This window comes from Alteromonas sp. AO-Serp (genome assembly GCF_017849675.1).
Classification (GTDB): domain Bacteria; phylum Pseudomonadota; class Gammaproteobacteria; order Enterobacterales; family Alteromonadaceae; genus Alteromonas; species Alteromonas macleodii.
Genome location: NZ_JAFLMX010000074.1, coordinates 1 through 18,596, shown reverse-complemented (window position 1 = coordinate 18,596; position 18,596 = coordinate 1). Strand labels below are relative to the sequence as shown.

The window sequence follows — 18,596 nt, the reverse complement described above, 5'->3', positions numbered from 1 at the left end:
GTAGTTTTGGGTTACCGTGTTTGTCGGTATGAGTCATAGTAACAATTATGTTCTTCGCGCCAGCAACTAAGTCCATAGCGCCGCCCATGCCTTTAACGAGTTTGCCCGGTATCATCCAAGAGGCAATATTACCCGATACATCAACCTCAAATGCGCCAAGTACAGTAAAGTCAACATGACCACCGCGGATCATGGCAAAGCTCTCGGCGCTACTAAAAATAGATGCGCCTGTGATAGCCGTTACCGTTTCTTTACCAGCGTTTATCATATCAGCGTCAATTTCACTTTCAGTCGGGTAGCGTCCCATCCCCAAAAGACCGTTTTCTGATTGCAGCATCACGCTGATGTCATCTGGTACATAGTTAGCTGCAAGGGTAGGGATACCAATGCCTAAATTAACGTAATCGCCATCTTTAAATTCCTGAGCGACGCGCATTGCGATTTGTTCTCTACTAAGCATTACACTGACTCCTTGCTAACTACACGGCGTTCAATACGTTTTTCAAATGAACCTTGAATGACACGGTTTACATAAATCCCGGGAGTGTGGATCTCGCTAGGGTTCAATTCACCAGGCTCTACAATTTCCTCTGCTTCAACCACAGTGATTTTACCTGCCGTAGCGGCCATAGGATTAAAGTTTTGTGCTGTATGGCGATAAATACAGTTTCCGTAAGTATCTGCTTTCCATGCTTTTACAATGGCAAAGTCGCCAGTAATAGCATGTTCAAGAATATAAGGGCGACCGTTGAATTCTTTGACTTCTTTTCCTTCACCAACAGGCGTACCATAACCTGTGGCAGTGTAGAAGGCAGGAATGCCAGCACCACCAGCGCGCATTTTTTCCGCCAGCGTTCCTTGAGGTGTAAGCTCAACTTCCAACTCACCGTTGAGCAGTTGTTTTTCAAACAGGGCATTTTCACCTACATACGAAGACACCATTTTGGCTATTTGCTTATCTTCCAATAAAAGGCCTAATCCAAATCCATCTACACCACAGTTATTAGAAACTACAGTAAGTCCAGATACGCCCATTTTCTTAATTTGGCCTATCAGTCCCTCGGGTATACCACACAATCCGAAACCGCCCGCAATAACTGTCATACCATTTTCAAGGCCAGCCATTGCTTCTTCGTATGAGGATACAACTTTGTTAAATCCCGCCATTCTCTATCTCCAATGCATTTGTTAAAAATAAGTATCGACATTGTTGCTTCATTTGTAAAATCGAATTAATCTTGCGATTAATAAAAACTATTTATTAATTGTTGAGATCAGTTGAAAAGTTTATGGATGTTTCATACCGTCAAATAAAAGCGTTTGTAGAAGTGGCCAAGTCATCAACCTTTGCTGAAGCCGCGGTAAATCTACATTTAACACAGCCAGCTTTGTCATCGGCAATTAAAAAAATGGAAGAGCAGTTAGGCGGTAAGTTATTCCAACGCAATACACGCAATGTAAGCCTAACACCAGAAGGAGAGGTGTTGTTTCCAAATGCTTTGAGGCTACTGCACGACTGGGACAATACTTTTTCTGATATTCAAAATTTGTTTGCTATGGCGAAAGGGCAGCTTACCATTTGCGCTATGCCGTCATTTGCCGAGTCTCATTTACCGAATATCTTGTCAGTATTTCATCAACGAATTCCAAACGTAAACTTACGAATTGTCGATGTAGTAATGGAACAGGTAATTTATGAAGTTACTACTGGCCGCAGCGAGATTGGGTTCTCGTTTGAGCCAGAGCGCAAAGATGGTTTAGTGTTTAAAAGCCTTTTTGCTGATGAGTTTGTTGTTGTGACTAACAAGGTACAATCAGCCCATTTAGGGGACAAGTTGCATTGGCAGGACTGTCTAAAACTTCCATTGGTAATGATGAATAGGGGATCTGCGGTACGCCACTGGACTCAATCTAAGCTAGCACAATATGGTGAGCTAAATATAATCGCGGAAACGGGGCAGCTATCTACACTAGGAAAGCTCATTCTAAATGGTTTAGGTATATCTATTATGCCGGCGATTTGTAAAGCGCAAATGGAGGGATTGGGGCTAGTAACAAAAGAAATTAGTGACATGCCTCTGGTGAAAAATATTGGAATAATTCGAAATGCGCGAAAAGGGTTATCGCTGCCGGCTCAATCTATGTGGGACATGGCCGTAGCGCATTATGAGTGAAATAATGCGCTTTATAGTTTCCAAGAAAAGGTTCGACCTACCACTTCTTCTTAGGTGCGAACAGCTCGTCTAATTCGTCTCTTTCTTCTTCTTGCTTCTTGGCGCGATCTTTTTCGTTCACGCTCTTAAGGTTACTTTGGATTTCGTGTAACCACTCGTTAAGTGTAGCAAGTTTAGACATTGAGTATTCGTCTTGGGGATTTTGATTTTCTAGTGCGTTTTTCGCCTTTTCAAAATACTGTCTGGCTGACCCAAGCATATTGGTTTGAAGTGCAGCGCGGCCGCGCTTAATCAATGTTTCTACATTTACTTTTACCTGCAAGCGTTCAAGCTGCTTATCTTCATCCATGAATACTTTAGAATCAATTTGCCCTTTGCTATGTTCTGAACGAAGAATAATGCGCAGTTTCTTAACGGCCTGAATGTATTGAATGATCATTTTGTCGTTGTCGGGTAGCGCGAAATCGTTAGTGATACCGCTATTGTCCGAAAGAGCAGCGGCGGTTGCTTGCTCACTGCTTGAGATACGCTGTTTTAGTTCAGATGTACTCGATAAATCGTTCATTGCTTTCAAGGCATTTAGAATACGATTGTGAAGTATGCCCATAATGCGCGAAGAAACAGGCATGTTTACACAGGCGGCAATAACGTTCTCAGTTTCGTCGACAATAGTACGCTGTTTGGCAAGTTCAGTTCTGCGCTCAGCCTCTTGCTTTTGACGATGTTGTTGCATTGCATTGATAAAAATAGCTGCGATTAGCAAAACAACAATTAATATAATAATAATCACGTACATGCGTGTGTTTCCGTCTGTTTTTTATTTTTTATAACGTTAACGTATTACTACGTACGAGCGTTACTTTTTGTATTACTTAATGTTATCGGTCAATCTTACGGTATTTTTACTTCAAATACACTTCCACCGAGACTCCCGCCGTTGGAAAGGGCGATTGAACCCACTTTATCTCCTTGAGAATGTGCGTTTGCAATTAACTTCGCAAAAAATAACCCCAATCCCGTTCTTCCTTGGCTTAACTCAAAGTCACAGAGCTCTTCGTGGCTTTTAGTTAACATCGCTTCAGGATAGCCACGACCATCATCCTCTATTTTAATAGTCATGAAGTCGTTCTCGTCTGCCTTGGCACTTACTATTATTTTGGATGTTCCATAGCGCATTGCGTTAATGATTACATCGTTTAATAACAAATAAATTAACTCACTGTCTAAGTACCAGCTAAGGTCATCTTCGATAGCGATGCTTATATCAATATTTTTCTGAGATACATATAACGCATTAGAGCCAACAACATCTTCAACCAAATCTTTGATGAAACTTTCGTCAACGGTAATGGGTAAACTTTCTAATTCAGCCCTGTACAAAGAGAGTACTTGAACAAGATTGGTGTTGAGCCTAGATGCTTCATAATGAACACTCGCAACTTGCTCTCTGGCTTTCTCGTCGTGAGGAGAAAGGGCGTCGCTGAGTGTTTCAATAGATTGAATAAGGAGAAAAAGTGAATTTTTCATATCGTGCACAGCAGCTGCCAACACCGATGAAAAATCAATTGTGGATGTAACTTGTTTACTGCTACTCATTATCTATCTAACACCGTGCTTTTTAATCACCTACCCATAATGTAGAAGAAATCGGACAAAGGCGAATAAATCCCACTCGAAAATGCAAAAATTCAATTATTTTCAACTTTATAATGCCAATTTCGTAATAGCAACTAGTAAAAAAAGGTGGTTTTGGTTATAACGGGGGGAGTACAGTGTCAGTCTATCGCATTAAACGGTGTAAAATATGAAGCTACAGCAACTACGGTATATCGTAGAAGTCCTCAATAACAATTTGAACGTGTCAGCAACAGCAGAAAGTTTATATACCTCACAGCCGGGTATCAGCAAACAAGTTCGCATGTTGGAAGATGAACTAGGTGTTCAGATTTTTGGCCGTAGCGGTAAGCATTTAACACACGTAACAGACGCGGGTAATGATGTAATCAATATAGCTCGTGAAATACTAGCCAAAGTAGAGAGTATTAAAGCGGTAGCAAGGGAGCACACGCTTCCAGATCAAGGTAAACTCAATATTGCGACTACGCATACGCAAGCCCGTTATGCATTACCTGATGTTATTCAGGGTTTCATGAGCAAGTATCCAAAAGTGTCATTACACATGCATCAGGGCACGCCGTCTCAAATTAGCGACCTGGCTGCCAAGGGCGAAGCCGATTTTGCTATCGCTACCGAGGCTCTCCACTTGTACAACGATTTAGTCATGCTTCCTTGTTATCACTGGAATCGCAGTGTAATAGTAAACAAGGACCATCCCTTGTCGAAAAAGGGCACTATCGATATTTCAGACATTGCCAAATATCCGTTGGTTACTTATGTTTTCGGTTTCACCGGGCGCTCTGAATTAGATCAAGCGTTTGAAAGGGCAGGGCTAACACCTAAAATCGTGTTTACCGCAACAGATGCCGACGTTATTAAAACCTATGTTCGCTTAGGTGTCGGTATTGGTGTTATTGCGTCGATGGCGGTAAGCGAAGAATTAGATGATGATCTTGTGAAGATAGATGCTAGTCACCTGTTCGATTACAGCACGACGAAAATTGGATTCAGAAAAGGGTCGTTCTTAAGAAGTTATATGTACGACTTCATTGAGCGTTTTGCGCCTCATCTGACCAAGGACAAGGTTGAGAAGGCTATGATGCTGAAAAATAACGAAGAAGTAGAAAAAATGTTTAAAGGCGTGACGCTTCCAGTAAAGTAAGCGCAGCGCTTGTTGAAAACGTTCATTAAAAAAGGGGCTAATTGCCCCTTTTTTGCATTTCACATATTGTCTAGTTAGAACGAGGCGCTAACATTCGATAATATTTACCGCGAGTCCACCTCTCGCCGTTTCTTTATATTTAGTCTTCATATCATTACCGGTATCGCGCATGGTTTTAATAACCTTATCTAGCGATACTTTTTGCTCACCGGTTCCGCGCAGTGCAAGACGAGAAGCATTAATTGCTTTGATTGCACCCATGGCATTTCGCTCAATGCAAGGAACCTGAACCAAGCCACCCACGGGGTCACAAGTAAGGCCGAGGTTGTGCTCCATACCGATTTCCGCAGCGTTCTCTACCGAGGCAGCTGTGCCCCCCATAATTTCAGCTAACGCGCCTGCAGCCATTGAACAAGCGACGCCTACTTCTCCTTGGCAACCTACTTCAGCACCTGAGATTGACGCATTCTCTTTATAGAGAATACCAATGGCGCCTGCGGTAAGCAGGAATCGACTTGCTACTTCTTCATCAACAGGTCGAATAAACTTATCTACGTACTGTAGAACAGCCGGAATGATACCCGCTGCACCATTTGTAGGTGCAGTTACAACACGGCCGCCAGCTGCATTTTCTTCGTTTACAGCTAAAGCAAACAAGTTAACCCAATCCATAGTCTGCATAGGGTCGTTTGTGTGTTCAGTTTGAAGTCGACGGTATAGTCCAGGTGCGCGGCGAACTACTTTAAGCCCGCCAGGTAAAATACCTTCGCTTTCGATACCTCGTTGAATACAAGCTTTCATTACTAACCAAATGTTGTGTAGCTGTTGCTTCACTTCGTGCTTGGGCCTGAAAGTTGATTCGTTACGTAGCATCAGTGAACTAATGCTTAAGCCGTTAGTTTTACACAGAGCAAGAAGGTCACCGGCCGTTTTAAAAGGGAAGGGTACTGATGCTTGCAGGCTGGCTGCATGCGCTTTGGTCGCATCGAAGTCTTCGTCTTTTATGATAAAACCACCGCCAATACTGTAATAAGTTTGCTGTTTTACAAGCTCATCTTTCGCGTACGCATAAAACGTTAAGGCATTAGCGTGTTTGGGGAGCGTTTTACGGCGGTGAAAAACAATGGCGTTTTTGTTAGGAAAGCGCACTAATTTCTGGCCATTAAGGCAAAGCTTTTCCGTGTTGCGTATTTCTTCAAGTTTAGACTCGATGCTGTCCACATCGACAACGTCTGGAAGTTCTCCTAGTAAACCGAGGATAACAGCTTTTCCTGTTCCGTGGCCGATACCGGTTTGGCCTAATGACCCAAACAGTTCAACTTTCACGCTATCCACTGAATCAAAAAGCGCAGCTTCCTGAGCGAGTTCGGTGACAAACTCGGCGCCTGCTTTCATTGGTCCTACGGTGTGCGAACTCGATGGGCCAATGCCCACGCTGAACATATCAAATACACTGATCATAAACTTTCAAAATTAAAACAAAGTAATAGTAAGATCATGCATCCACCACGGAAAAACCACAATACAGAAAAGCTAATAAAGGGATTAGTTTTGCTAATACGCTGTAAAGTTTAATTTATAGTACACGCAAGAGCGGTTAAGCAAATACAAAGGCTAAGGATGAATATGATGAGATAAATTGCGTAACATTGCCGCCGTTGCGCCCCATATCATGCGGTTTTTCCATGGGATAAAGTAAATTGGAAATGCCTTTTTATCGCGATGCGTCGTGTGAACTAAATGATTTCTTCTGTCTAAAACATGTGCGAGAGGCACTTCAAAAGCGCTTTCAACCTCATTTTTGTCAATAATCGGTGTAAAGTCAGGATTTACAAAGCCAACAACTGGCGCAATTTCATATCCGCTGATTGTTCGGTATCTAGGCAACATTCCTACTACGTCTACGTGAGTAGCGGGTAAACCAACTTCTTCTTCAGCTTCTCTAAGTGCCGCGTCAAAAAAAGAATTGTCAGCTTCGTCGACCGCTCCGCCTGGAAAGCTGATTTGACCTGGGTGATGCTTGAGGTGGTGCGCTCGTTCGGTAAGCAGTAATTGAAGCGAATTCCCATAATCTATCAGGGGGATAAGTACAGCCGCAGGGCGCCCTGTTTTTCGCAACGGAAAATCTGGCTCGGTGTGAGGCTGCCTTAAGTGGTGAAACTGTGATAGAAATTCGTTCTTTGTCATAGATATTTACTTACAACCTATATGCTTACCTTTGTGCTAGCACATTACATACAGATACTGTGCTATTGGTTAATTGATTCAAGTACTGGCAGTATTCTAGACACTTTATCTAGGGTTTCTTGATATTCTTCGCTAGAAACCGAATCTAGCACAATACCACCACCGGCCCAGCAATGTAATCGACGGTTCTCTGCCAATACGGTTCTAATGCAAATACTTGAATCCATGTCTTCACGAAAACCCATATAGAACACGCTGCCACAGTAAATATTCCGGCGGTGAGGCTCTAGCTCATCGATAACTTCCATCGCGCGGATTTTCGGTGCTCCAGTTATTGACCCCCCAGGAAATGCTGATGCCAGAAGCGATAAAGGCGAAGAAGATTCATTCAATTCACCAGTTACCGTACTTACTAAATGGTGCACAGCCTGATAACTTTCAAGAGCAAAGAGTGCGGGTACGTTCACCGAGTGAGGTTTGCAGTGCTTTGAAATATCGTTGCGCAGCAGATCTACAATCATAAGATTTTCTGCACGGTCTTTTTCTGCTGAGAGCAAGCTCTGAGCACTGGCGGCATCTTCTTCTTTGTCTTCAAATCGCGGGCGTGTACCCTTTATCGGTTTTGTTTCTACAACCCCATCTTTAACGCGTAGAAAGCGTTCTGGTGAAATGGAAGCAATACAGCCTTGGGGAAGGTTATAAAAGGCTGAAAATGGCGCTTGATTTTGATTGCGTAGCTCACAATATGCTTGCCACATATTCCCTTCAAACGCTGCGCTAAAACGTTGCGCCATATTTACTTGGTAGCAATCACCGGCACGCAAATAGGCGTGTATTTTATCCAAACAAGCTTCATATTCCGTTTTAGACAAATTTGATTCGAACCGCGACGTTAACTTGAATTTTGGCTCAGGTGTTTCGTCGTTGAACGAAGAAAAAAACTGAGTCAGCGGTTGACTGTCAACGGAGCAATAATAGATATAACCTGTTTTTGTATCTTCAATAAGTGAACGAAGATAAAGGCCAACCGCGAAATCAGGGGTTTCGTAGTCATCTTTGGCGATGCTTGGCATGGTTTCATAAAAGCGCCCAGTATCATAGCCTGCCATACCAGCCACACCGATAATGAAAGGGAGGTGCGCTGTATTTACACTGGCATGTATCTCCACATTTGAAACGCGCGCATGTAAGTGTGATTGCACCGCTTCAAAGGGGGTCAATGTCAATTGCTGACGCTTTGAAGTGTTTAGTTCGATGAGTTGAACCTTATCACCTTTTGCTTCGATAACTGCGGAAGGTGAAAATGCCATAATATTGAAGCGTCCTTCACTTTTCGACGAACCAGAAGTATCGAGTAAAAGAGAATATGGGCGTGTAGAGACTCGCTTAAAAAGTGCATTGAAAACGGCTGTGTTCTCGTCACAATTTAGCGCTAATTTATCGGCTAATTCCTCTGCAGTGAAACGGGAAACATGAACGTGAATAGTATCTGCGTGTGACATAGGTGTTTTCTGTACTTCTTTTTTTTATCGTGGGCGTTTGATGCTTGAATTAAGCACAAACTTCCTTCTATTTTTAACTGGCGTTAACAAATAAGGGCTAATAACCGATCACATTAGGCTGCTTTTTCAGATATCCCTTCAGCATAGTTTTTAAAAATGACTGGAATTAGCCACAAGCACATGGTTTTACATGGTGCGTTGTCTTTAGATGCGCTAGTATACGCTTTTTTAGCTAGCTAAGACCACGAAAGCCAAATAAAAAGAGGATGTCATGACCGTTATCCGTCAACAAGACTTCATTGACAGCATTGAAGATGCCCTGCAATTTATTTCTTATTATCACCCGCTCGATTACGTTAAAGCCGTAGAAGAAGCCTATAAAAAGGAAAAGAGCCAAGCCGCGAAAGACGCGATGGCGCAAATTCTTATCAACTCACGCATGTCTGCAGAGGGTAAGCGCCCTTTGTGTCAAGACACGGGGATCGTAACCTGTTTTGTTAAAGTTGGTATGGGTGTGACGTGGGATAAAACTGACATGACCGTTCAAGAAATGGTTGATGAAGGTACACGTCGTGCATACCTTAATCCAGACAATCCACTTCGCGCCTCAATCGTTGCTGACCCTGCCGGTGCGCGCAAAAACACCAAAGACAATACGCCATCTGTTGTGCATATCGACATGGTAGCGGGTGAAAAGATCGAAGTGATGATCGCGGCTAAAGGCGGCGGTTCTGAAAACAAGTCTAAAATGGTAATGCTTAACCCAAGCGATGATATTGCTGACTGGGTAGTAAAAACTTTGCCGACGATGGGGGCAGGCTGGTGCCCTCCAGGTATGCTGGGAATAGGTATTGGCGGTACGGCTGAAAAAGCAGCGGTACTTGCAAAAGAAAGCCTTATGGACCCAGTAGACATCCAAGAGCTTATAGAGCGCGGCCCGCAAACTACCGACGAAAAACTTCGCTTAGAAATTTTTGACCGCGTAAATAAGTTGGGTATCGGTGCGCAAGGCCTAGGTGGTTTAACGACCGTTGTTGACGTTAAGATTAAGTCGCTACCTACTCACGCTGCGTCAAAACCTGTAGCAATGATCCCAAACTGTGCGGCGACTCGTCACGCACATTTTTATCTAGATGGTTCGGGTCCAGCGGAGCTTACGCCACCTAAATTAGAAGATTGGCCAGAAGTAACTTGGGAAGTGAGCGAAAACACTCGCCGCGTTAACCTTGATGAAGTAACAAAAGAAGACATCCAAGAGTGGAAAGTAGGCGAAACGGTACTGCTGTCAGGTAAGATGCTTACCGGTCGTGATGCTGCTCACAAGCGCATTCAAACCATGATGGAAAATGGTGAAGGTTTACCAGAGGGCGTTGATCTAACTAACCGCTTTATCTATTACGTTGGTCCTGTTGACGCTGTAGGTGACGAAGTGGTTGGTCCGGCTGGCCCGACAACGGCTACCCGTATGGATAAGTTCACTGACATGATGCTAGAGAAAACAGGCCTTATTGGCATGATTGGAAAAGCAGAGCGTGGTCCAGCAACCGTTGATTCAATTGCTAAACACAAAGCGGTTTATCTAATGGCAGTTGGAGGTGCAGCGTACCTTGTATCTAAAGCCATTAAGAAATCTCGTGTCGTAGCATTCGAGGACTTAGGTATGGAAGCAATTTACGAGTTCGACGTAGAAGACATGCCAGTAACCGTTGCAGTAGACAGCACGGGTGCCAATGCTCACAAAAATGGTCCGGCCATTTGGAAAGCAAAAATTGAAGAGCTTGATGCCTCGCTATCTAAATAGAGAGGAAGACAAAACTTAAGGTGAGCCGTTCTGCTTAAGAAAGCTAATTAGGTTTTTCATCACAGTATAAAAAACGGGTGCAATAGCACCCGTTTTGATTTGTGTAGTTTCATTTTTTCAAAGGATTACGTGCTAGACGTTTTGCCCCAATTTCATTTTAAATTTATACCAGTTGGTATATTTATCTGATTTTGTTTATAGTGCTGTACAAAATAACAGTATGAACGTGCACTATGTTAATTAACCTTATTTCTAGCGAGCCCATTTCCTTTCTTATAGCCTTCGTAAGTGTGTGTGCTTTTTCACTTTATTCATTTATTCGAGGCCAGGCGAATGCCACCAAGATAGCGCAGCTTTCGCAAATCAATGAGCAGCTACAAAATGATTTGAATAGCGAGCGTATTGCTATTGCCAAGCTTCAAGCACAAAACGAAGCGCACCAAGCAAGAATTCAGGCGCTTCATGCTGCGCATGAAGATAAGCTTGCGTCTATGAATGCATCTGAACAACGTCTGCATACGCAATTCGAAAATCTAGCAAATCGCATATTCGAAGAAAAGCAACAGCGTTACACGCAACAAACAAAACACAATATAGAAGCTGTTTTGGCGCCATTCAAAAACGAGTTAGATGGTTTTAAACGTCAAATCTCAGAACAACACATACGTGAGGGGCAGGAGCGAGCCTCACTTAAAACAGAGATTCTAAGTTTAAAGGCTCTCAACCAGAAAATTACGGAAGAAGCTGCAGCGCTGACCAATGCACTAAAAGGTGACAATAAAAAGCAAGGAAACTGGGGCGAAGTAGTGCTTGAGCGGATACTCAAAGAATCTGGTTTACGCGAGGGTCATGAATTTGAAACACAAATGTCAGCAACATCAGAGAACGGCAAGCGATTTCAACCAGATGTCGTGGTGCATTTGCCAAATGATAAAGATGTGATCATAGATTCAAAAGTAAGTTTGGCGGCCTATGAAAGGTATTACAACTGTGATGATGAAGCTGAGAAAGCGCAATTTTTAAGTCAACATGTGGCTTCTATAAAAGGGCACATCAAAGGCTTAGGCGCGAAGGACTACCAAACGCTGAAAGGCATAAAGACACTGGATTATGTGTTACTTTTCATTCCCATTGAGCCTGCATTTCTGATTGCTGTCGAAGAAGAACCAGATTTAGTCACAATGGCACTTAATCACAATATCATGTTGGTTAGCCCAACTAATTTACTGGTTGCACTGCGTACTATTAATAACATTTGGCAGTATGAGTACCAAAATCAAAACGCACAGCTTATTGCGGAACAAGCAGCAAAGCTTTATGACAAGTTCGTTGGGTTTGTGACGGATATGGAAAAAGTAGGTAAGTCGATGGATACCGCTCACGCAAACTACGAACAAGCAATGAATAAGTTAACCAGTGGAAGAGGGAACTTGGTAAGGCAAATAGAAAAGTTTAGAGAACTTGGCGTACAACCCAGTAAGCGAATGTCTCAGCACTTACAGCAACTTTCTCAAGACGATTAAAAAAGGCCGCAATTGCGGCCTTTTTTCTCTTATCAAAAAACGTTATGAACGTTTCATGCGTCTACGTAGGTAAACTGCTGGAGCAAGAAGCAATGCAATCCAGCCCATTGAACCACCAGACTTATCGTTAACGCGAATAGTCACGCTTTCTGTAGTAGTTTCAATACCATCTGAAGCCGTTACTTGAACCGTTACACGGTTAGACTGTTCGTTACTAGGCGCTGTATCAGTGAACGAAGTGCGCTCTACACCGTTAATGGTGATAGTCACGTCGTCTCCGTCTGCGTCAGTTGCAGAAGCAGTTACAGTGTAAGACTGACCTTCATCAACGCTAGTTGGAGCAGATATTGAAATAACTGGAGCATCTTGCACACCTGCAACCGCTACAGTTACTGTGCCTTCACCAACAATTTCACCTTCAACTGGCTCTTCGTTTTCATCAATTGTACCTTCAACACGAACGGTGTATGTAAATGAATCTTCACCGAAGAAGTCAGTATTTGGTGCATACGTTACTGTTCCATCATCATTTACAGTTACTGTGCCATTTGCTGGCTCACCAGAAATTACAACTGTTGATGGATCAAGAGGCGCTTTATCAATAGTGATAGGCGTAAACGTACGGAACTCACCAGACAGAGAGTCCATGGTGAATTTATTGATGATTGTGCTGTCCATTTCGTTAGCAAGAATGTTAGCCGTTACCGACGCATCTTCGTTAACTGACAACATGTCGTCCATATACTCACTAGATGGAACAACAGTACCTGCGTAACTGATAGTAACTTCGTCACCCGCATTAGCAGTTAGTACAAATTCGTCACCTTCAACTGGAAGGGTACCTTGAAGGCCCGCAGATGTTAGTGCAGCGTATGTTGTACCAACGCTACCTGAAATGTTTTCGGCACCAACTACCGTTGCGTAAACAGGTGAGTCCATTGGACCATATACAAAGTTTACGTTGCCTGTTTCGTACTCAAACCACAACTGGAAGTTAAAGCTTGTGCCATCTTCATTCCAAATTTGAGCGTTTTCCCACTCAACAACAAAGTGACCTGTTGTAAGGCTTACTGCGTAGATATTACCAGCGCCTGCACCGCCACCCGCAAGGTCAAAATCAGTCCAATAAGGTGCGACAATATTGTTTGGCTCACTTAGGCTTGGCAATACTTCTGCAAACGGTGTAGTAATGTTGCCAGAGCTTGTACCTAAAGATACAAAACCATTAGATGAAATCTGCATGGTTGTGTATTCGCTACCTAAGTAAGTGATAGTGCGAGGTAGGCTTACTTCAATTGAAGCGTCATCACACGAACCAGAGCACTCTAGCGGCGCAACACCAATAGATGCCATTGGTACGTAACGGTCAAGTCCAAAACCTTCAAGTATGTCACCAATAGTAGTATCTGCGTTCATCGAGAAAGAAGCAGTGTTAAGTGCGCCTTCCCAATATACGGTACCTGAGTCAGCGTCATAGCTTACTGGCTCTTGGTTTCCGTTTTTAACAGCAGAAATTGTAGAAGGGTTAATCGCATATTTGTGGTCAATTTCACCCGTGATGCTGATCATACCAGTTACGTCAGTGTTAGTAGCAAACGCTTCGGTTACTACCAATTCACCTTCAGCTGCTACTTGCGTGCTTACATCGCTATCAAACAATGATGGTTCATCACTGCTAATAGGATAGATAGCTACTGGGATGAAGTAATCGGTTGTTGTGTCGTCAGTGTCTGCCCAATTAATACCACCGAAAGACCATGACCCTGTAGACGCTGTTGTTACATCTACTGCTACCATAATTTCAGCTGAAGCACCTGCTGCAAGGGTTGCCATTTGAGGTGTAACGGTTGCAGAAATAGCTGAGTCATTAAACATTGCTGTAGCATCGACTGTAACTTCTTCATCGCTGGTGTTTGTTACAGTGATAGACATTTCGCAGTTCAGGTAGCAGTTACCGTCTACTAAGCTTAAATCGCTATAAGTTAGCTCTACCGTTGTTGCACGAGGAAGATCTAAACGACCTGCACCCATGTCAAAGTTGTCTGCTGCGGTAGACGCATCTTCTTTCAAAATATCGCGAATTGAAGAAGTAACAAGCGCACTCTTTATCTGCTGTGCAGTCCAATCAGGATGCATTTGCTTAAGAAGTGCAGCTGCACCAGCTACGTGTGGCGATGCCATTGAAGTACCGTTCTTGAACGAGAAGTTCTGGTCTTCGTGTCCTGGTGCATCCGGTGATTCGCCAGAGAAGATGCGAGTACCAGGAGCAGCAATATTAGGCTTAAGGAACGTCGGGTCGCCGTTAGGACCGCGAGAGCTGCTTTCATTCATGATGTCAGCAAGGCTGTCTGAAACAACGCGAACAATATCGCTACCGATAGTTACATTTAGTGACTCTTCAGTAGTTTCAGCTAGGTTAGCAAGCGCTAAACCTGGTGTAGCAGGAAGCATAAGTGATGGAATTGTTTGAGCTTCACTTAAGCCGCCCATTAATATTGGCGCTTCACCGCGTCCATCAACGTTATGAATAAGAACAGCAGTTGCTCCCGCTGCCTCTGCGTTTTCAATTTTAGTCACGAAACCACACGTACCACGGCTGATAAGCGCAATTGCACCTTCGAACGCGCCCGCAGCAAATGCATCACAACCTTCAACGTTTGCCGCATCTACTTCGCCTGCATAAACAACAGGTGCAGTAATTGGGCTATCAAATACAATGGCAGGGTTGCCGACTGAGTAAAGGGCCGGAATAGAACCTAAAGTGGTATCGCCTTCAACGGTCACCTCGTTTGCGAACAAACGACCCGTTGTTGTATTTGCGACCGTTATTACGTCTTCTGAACAACCAGGACAGCCAATAGTGCCAGCACCCGGACCATCGTTACCCGCTGCAAAAACGGTAACAACGCCCGCATCGTGCATGGCTTCAAGTACGTCTTCATATACTGAGCCGTTAGGGTTTCCACCTGCACCGCCACCCCACGAGTTATTTACAATGTCAGCACCATCTGTAAGCGCAGCTTCAAGCATAGAAAGCAGCATTGAAGAAGCACCGCTAGAAGAAGCAGGGTTAGCTGGTGTGGCATACAAACCTTTGTAAACCATTAGATAAGCAGCTGGCGCAACACCAGAGATTTCAGCTTCTGCGCCATCGCGCTCTGCCATTACCCCGTAATTACCTACAGCTGTACCTGCAACGTGCGTACCGTGTCCATTGAATCCTAGCGGGCTCTCGTATTCTTCTTCAACAACAGAGAAGCCTTCTACGATGTCTGCTGCGCGAGCAACAATTAGTTTATTGTTACAAAAATCAGGAACTTCTGAACAGTAGTCGTCAGTAGGAAGTGTCGCAGCATCAGGTGCTGTAAAATTTTCACCACTGAATAAAGGGTTTTCTGGACGAATACCACTATCGATGATCGCCACTTTCACGCCTGCACCGGCGCTTTCCTTCCCGCCGAACTGTTCCCACGTTTGAACTGCACCGATCAGATCCAAACTCGCGTCCATTTGGGCATGGTGTACTAAGTCTGGGTATACCGCTTTTACCGTTGAAAGGCTGGAAAGCTTATCAAGTGCACTTTTTGAAACGATACCCGCAAAACCATTAAATGCTGCTGTGTAAGACATGTCAGCTTTGAATGACTTATCGAATGACTTGATAGACTGGATAACCGATTGCTGTTGAGCTTCAAGGAAAGATTGATATTCCTTCGCTGCATTTGACTTGAAATTTACCTTTTGACCTTTGTGGGCAGCCATGCTGCTTACACTTGGATTTACTGCGCTGAATTGCGCCATAGGCACGTCAGTAAGTTGTACGATAACACGTACGCTATCACTATCCGCTTGGATTGCATTTGCAAGAATATTCTTTTTGTCGAAGGATGCTTCGATGGCGTTACGTTGTTCAACGCTGTGGCCAGATAATTGATTTGATATTGCTAGTGCACCAAAGGCTGAGCCTGCTAATGCGGTAGCAATAACCGTACTAAGGATTGTTTTTTTCATAATTATTCTCGTGTGAATAGTTCCCTGGAGCCCAACGATTTTTTTGTTTGCTTAAAAGGTCATTCGCCTTTTTTAAAACGCAACTTATCGCTGTGACTATCTATTACTAGCACACTTTTTTCTTTTTGTAACGTGTGTTTCTGCAATACACAATTTACACATTTTGTTACATTTAACGACGATTAGTCGTTGCATAGATAACTTCCTTTTTTCATTGAAGTTCTAAGCAGTAGATTATTGGATATATAAGCGTTTGAAACGTTAGAACCTCTATTACTGGATGTGAATGAGAAATGACTGTCCTACTCGATTTTCATATTTTTTACATGGGGTTTACGTTTTTAGGACGAATATCCTTTTCATTTAGACTAATTGAGTATGTCTATTTCACCCATTTGAAAAAATGCCAATGAATAAGTAGGACGCTCCTGCATTTTCTCAACTAGCATATTGTTATCACTATAAGTCGCTATTAACCCTCATATTTAAGGGGAACAAACGTGAAAGACAGAAATCATTTGGCCGAAGTAAAAACAACAAATAAGGTCGAAATTATTACTAAAGGGGTTGTTGATATCCCAATGCTGCAAATCCTTTCTGCCGAAGGTGAACTCATTGAAAAAGCAGTTGAACCTGACCTCAGCAAAGAAGAAGCATTAAAAATATTTAATACCATGCATTACATTCGAGTATTGGATGAACGTATGGTGGGTGCACAGCGCCAAGGTCGTATTAGTTTTTACTTGGCCAGTACAGGTGAAGAAGCGGCGTCAGTAGCAAGTGCAGCAGCACTATCAGATGACGACATGATCATGTCTCAGTACCGTGAGCAAGGCGCTTTAGCCTACCGCGGGTACACCACAGAACAATTCATGAACCAAATGTTTAGCAATAAAGACGATCCTAACAAAGGACGTCAAATGCCTATCCATTATGGTGACAAGCCACTTAACTTCATGACTATATCTTCACCACTAGGCACACAGATCCCTCAAGCATCTGGATATGCCTATGGCCAAAAAATGTCAGGTAAAGATGTGGTTACTATCTGTTACTTCGGTGAAGGTGCAGCGTCGGAAGGAGACTTCCACGCAGGGCTAAATATGGCCGCTGTACTAAACTGCCCAGTAATCTTCTTTTGCCGAAATAATGGCTACGCCATTTCAACACCAGCAGAAGAGCAATTCGCGGGTGACGGCATTGCTTCTCGTGGCTTAGGTTACGGTATTAAAACTATCCGTGTTGATGGTAACGATGTGTTAGCCATTCATGCAGCTACTAAAGAAGCCCGTCGTATCGCCATTGAAGAAAAGTGTCCTGTACTTATTGAAGCCATGACTTATCGCTTAGCGGCGCACTCCACGTCAGACGACCCAACAGGCTATCGCTCTCGTGAAGAAGAAGATAAGTGGCGTGCAAAAGACCCTATCGCTCGTATGGCGAAATGGTTAGAAAGCAAAGGCTGGTTTGACGAGGCTGAGAACCAAAAGCGCGTCGATAAAGCAAGACAAGACGTTTTAGCAGCAATGAAGAGTTGTGAAAAGACTGACGTATGTGCCATTGAAGACATTGTCGAAGATGTATACGACACAGCACCTTGGCACTTAAAAGAACAACTCAGTGAATTGAAAGCGCATATTAAGAAGTACCCGAAGATGTACCCTAAAACAGCAGGGAGAGTAAAATAATGGCTAAGATGAATCTACTTCAAGCAATTAATAATGCACTCATCACAGCCATGACCGAAGATGAGAAAGTAATGGTCTTTGGTGAAGACGTGGGCCATTTTGGTGGCGTGTTCCGTGCAACCAGTCACCTTCAAGAAAAATTTGGTAAGGCGCGTTGCTTTAACACGCCGCTTACTGAACAAGGCATTATTGGCTTCGCGAACGGCTTGGCCTCACAAGGCTCTGTACCTATTGCTGAAATTCAATTTGGTGATTACATTTTCCCTGCATTCGATCAAATTGTGAATGAGACGGCTAAATGGCGCTACCGTTCAGGCGGTCAGTTCGATGTTGGTACGCTAACAATTCGTACACCTTATGGTGGCGGTATCGCAGGCGGCCACTACCACAGTCAATCACCAGAGGCATTCTTCGCTCACTGCCCAGGGTTAAAGATTGTTATCCCTCGTGACCCTTATCAGGCGAAAGGTTTGTTACTTGCATCAATTCGCGATAAAAACCCCGTATTGTTTATGGAGCCTAAACGTCTATACCGCGCTTCTGTATCGGACGTGCCAGAGGAAGATTACGAGTTGCCGCTAGGTAAAGCGGATATTGTTCAAGAGGGTAGCGATATTACCTTACTTGGATGGGGTGCCCAGATAGAAATACTGCAAAAAGCAGCAGAAATGGCCCTTGAAGATGGTGTGTCATGCGAAATCATCGATTTGCGCAGCATATTACCGTGGGATGTAGAAACCGTTATGCAATCTGTTATGAAAACAGGTCGCCTATTGATAAACCACGAAGCGCCGCTAACGGGGGGCTTTGCGAGTGAAATTGCAGCAAGCATTCAGGAGCGTTGTTTCTTATACCTAGAAGCGCCTATTGCAAGAGTATGTGGCTTAGATACGCCATATCCATTGGCACATGAAAAAGAATATATGCCAGA

Annotated in this window: 14 protein-coding genes; 6 read left to right on the top strand and 8 right to left on the bottom strand. The window is 43.6% G+C overall.

Features of this window, described 5'->3' with window-relative positions:
* The coding region (locus QVA83_RS06350; RefSeq protein WP_287498252.1) for a 3-oxoacid CoA-transferase subunit B at positions 1-460 on the bottom strand (460 nt) is incomplete at its 3' end.
* The gene (locus QVA83_RS06345; RefSeq protein ID WP_014949520.1) at positions 460-1,167 is read right to left on the bottom strand and encodes a CoA transferase subunit A; all 708 of its coding nucleotides are present in this window, start codon (positions 1,165-1,167) and stop codon (positions 460-462) included. The genes QVA83_RS06345 and QVA83_RS06350, both read right to left, overlap by 1 nt.
* 122 nt (positions 1,168-1,289) lie before the next feature.
* Here QVA83_RS06345 and QVA83_RS06340 point away from each other — a divergent pair, with 122 nt between their 5' ends.
* Positions 1,290-2,174: a LysR family transcriptional regulator gene (locus QVA83_RS06340; protein ID WP_014976577.1), complete on the top strand. Its 885-nt coding sequence runs from the start codon at positions 1,290-1,292 to the stop codon at positions 2,172-2,174.
* Positions 2,175-2,211: 37 nt separating this feature from the next.
* Here QVA83_RS06340 and QVA83_RS06335 read toward each other — a convergent pair whose 3' ends face one another.
* Together QVA83_RS06335 and QVA83_RS06330 are read right to left on the bottom strand one after the other, a co-directional pair.
* Positions 2,212-2,970, bottom strand: a complete 759-nt coding sequence (locus tag QVA83_RS06335; protein WP_014949522.1) for a hypothetical protein — start codon at positions 2,968-2,970, stop codon at positions 2,212-2,214.
* A 95-nt stretch (positions 2,971-3,065) separates the two neighbouring features.
* Positions 3,066-3,770, bottom strand: a complete 705-nt coding sequence (locus tag QVA83_RS06330) for a sensor histidine kinase (protein ID WP_014976578.1) — start codon at positions 3,768-3,770, stop codon at positions 3,066-3,068.
* Positions 3,771-3,978: 208 nt separating this feature from the next.
* On the opposite strand from QVA83_RS06330, the gene cysB reads away from it, so the two are divergent.
* Positions 3,979-4,953 (top strand): HTH-type transcriptional regulator CysB, encoded by a 975-nt coding sequence (gene cysB, locus QVA83_RS06325; RefSeq protein ID WP_014949524.1) that lies wholly within the window; start codon positions 3,979-3,981, stop codon positions 4,951-4,953.
* 87 nt (positions 4,954-5,040) lie between these two features.
* Here cysB and QVA83_RS06320 read toward each other — a convergent pair whose 3' ends face one another.
* The 3 genes from QVA83_RS06320 to pabB form a co-directional block, all read right to left on the bottom strand.
* Entirely contained in the window at positions 5,041-6,414 is a 1,374-nt protein-coding gene (locus QVA83_RS06320; protein ID WP_069944351.1) for an L-serine ammonia-lyase, read from the bottom strand.
* 153 nt (positions 6,415-6,567) lie between these two features.
* Complete coding sequence (locus QVA83_RS06315) at positions 6,568-7,140, bottom strand: CoA pyrophosphatase (RefSeq protein ID WP_014949526.1); 573 nt, start codon at positions 7,138-7,140, stop codon at positions 6,568-6,570.
* A 62-nt stretch (positions 7,141-7,202) separates the two neighbouring features.
* On the bottom strand, positions 7,203-8,642 hold the full coding sequence (gene pabB, locus QVA83_RS06310; protein WP_014976580.1) for an aminodeoxychorismate synthase component I: 1,440 nt from the start codon (positions 8,640-8,642) through the stop codon (positions 7,203-7,205).
* Positions 8,643-8,913: 271 nt separating this feature from the next.
* On the opposite strand from pabB, the gene QVA83_RS06305 reads away from it, so the two are divergent.
* Both QVA83_RS06305 and rmuC read left to right on the top strand, forming a co-directional pair.
* A complete protein-coding gene (locus QVA83_RS06305) occupies positions 8,914-10,443 on the top strand; it encodes a fumarate hydratase (protein ID WP_014949528.1) in 1,530 nt (509 codons plus the stop codon).
* Positions 10,444-10,676: 233 nt separating this feature from the next.
* Positions 10,677-11,966 (top strand): DNA recombination protein RmuC, encoded by a 1,290-nt coding sequence (gene rmuC, locus QVA83_RS06300; RefSeq protein WP_156078364.1) that lies wholly within the window; start codon positions 10,677-10,679, stop codon positions 11,964-11,966.
* Positions 11,967-12,008: 42 nt separating this feature from the next.
* On the opposite strand, the gene QVA83_RS06295 is transcribed toward rmuC, so the two are convergent.
* The gene (locus QVA83_RS06295; RefSeq protein ID WP_156078365.1) at positions 12,009-15,977 is read right to left on the bottom strand and encodes a S8 family serine peptidase; all 3,969 of its coding nucleotides are present in this window, start codon (positions 15,975-15,977) and stop codon (positions 12,009-12,011) included.
* A 500-nt stretch (positions 15,978-16,477) separates the two neighbouring features.
* On the opposite strand from QVA83_RS06295, the gene QVA83_RS06290 reads away from it, so the two are divergent.
* Together QVA83_RS06290 and QVA83_RS06285 are read left to right on the top strand one after the other, a co-directional pair.
* The gene (locus QVA83_RS06290) at positions 16,478-17,665 is read left to right on the top strand and encodes a thiamine pyrophosphate-dependent dehydrogenase E1 component subunit alpha (RefSeq protein ID WP_014949531.1); all 1,188 of its coding nucleotides are present in this window, start codon (positions 16,478-16,480) and stop codon (positions 17,663-17,665) included.
* Positions 17,665-18,596, top strand: a 932-nt coding sequence (locus tag QVA83_RS06285; RefSeq protein WP_287498251.1) for a transketolase C-terminal domain-containing protein, incomplete at its 3' end; no start/stop codon positions are given. The genes QVA83_RS06290 and QVA83_RS06285, both read left to right, overlap by 1 nt.

Excerpts from the sequence above, each read along its gene's own strand:
- QVA83_RS06345 (WP_014949520.1), bottom strand. The coding sequence starts at position 1,167 with ATGGCGGGATTTAACAAAGTTGTATCCTCATACGAAGAAGCAATGGCT.
- QVA83_RS06340 (WP_014976577.1), top strand. The coding sequence starts at position 1,290 with ATGGATGTTTCATACCGTCAAATAAAAGCGTTTGTAGAAGTGGCCAAG.
- QVA83_RS06335 (WP_014949522.1), bottom strand. The coding sequence starts at position 2,970 with ATGTACGTGATTATTATTATATTAATTGTTGTTTTGCTAATCGCAGCT.
- QVA83_RS06330 (WP_014976578.1), bottom strand. The coding sequence starts at position 3,770 with ATGAGTAGCAGTAAACAAGTTACATCCACAATTGATTTTTCATCGGTG.
- cysB (WP_014949524.1), top strand. The coding sequence starts at position 3,979 with ATGAAGCTACAGCAACTACGGTATATCGTAGAAGTCCTCAATAACAAT.
- QVA83_RS06320 (WP_069944351.1), bottom strand. The coding sequence starts at position 6,414 with ATGATCAGTGTATTTGATATGTTCAGCGTGGGCATTGGCCCATCGAGT.
- QVA83_RS06315 (WP_014949526.1), bottom strand. The coding sequence starts at position 7,140 with ATGACAAAGAACGAATTTCTATCACAGTTTCACCACTTAAGGCAGCCT.
- pabB (WP_014976580.1), bottom strand. The coding sequence starts at position 8,642 with ATGTCACACGCAGATACTATTCACGTTCATGTTTCCCGTTTCACTGCA.
- QVA83_RS06305 (WP_014949528.1), top strand. The coding sequence starts at position 8,914 with ATGACCGTTATCCGTCAACAAGACTTCATTGACAGCATTGAAGATGCC.
- rmuC (WP_156078364.1), top strand. The coding sequence starts at position 10,677 with ATGTTAATTAACCTTATTTCTAGCGAGCCCATTTCCTTTCTTATAGCC.
- QVA83_RS06295 (WP_156078365.1), bottom strand. The coding sequence starts at position 15,977 with ATGAAAAAAACAATCCTTAGTACGGTTATTGCTACCGCATTAGCAGGC.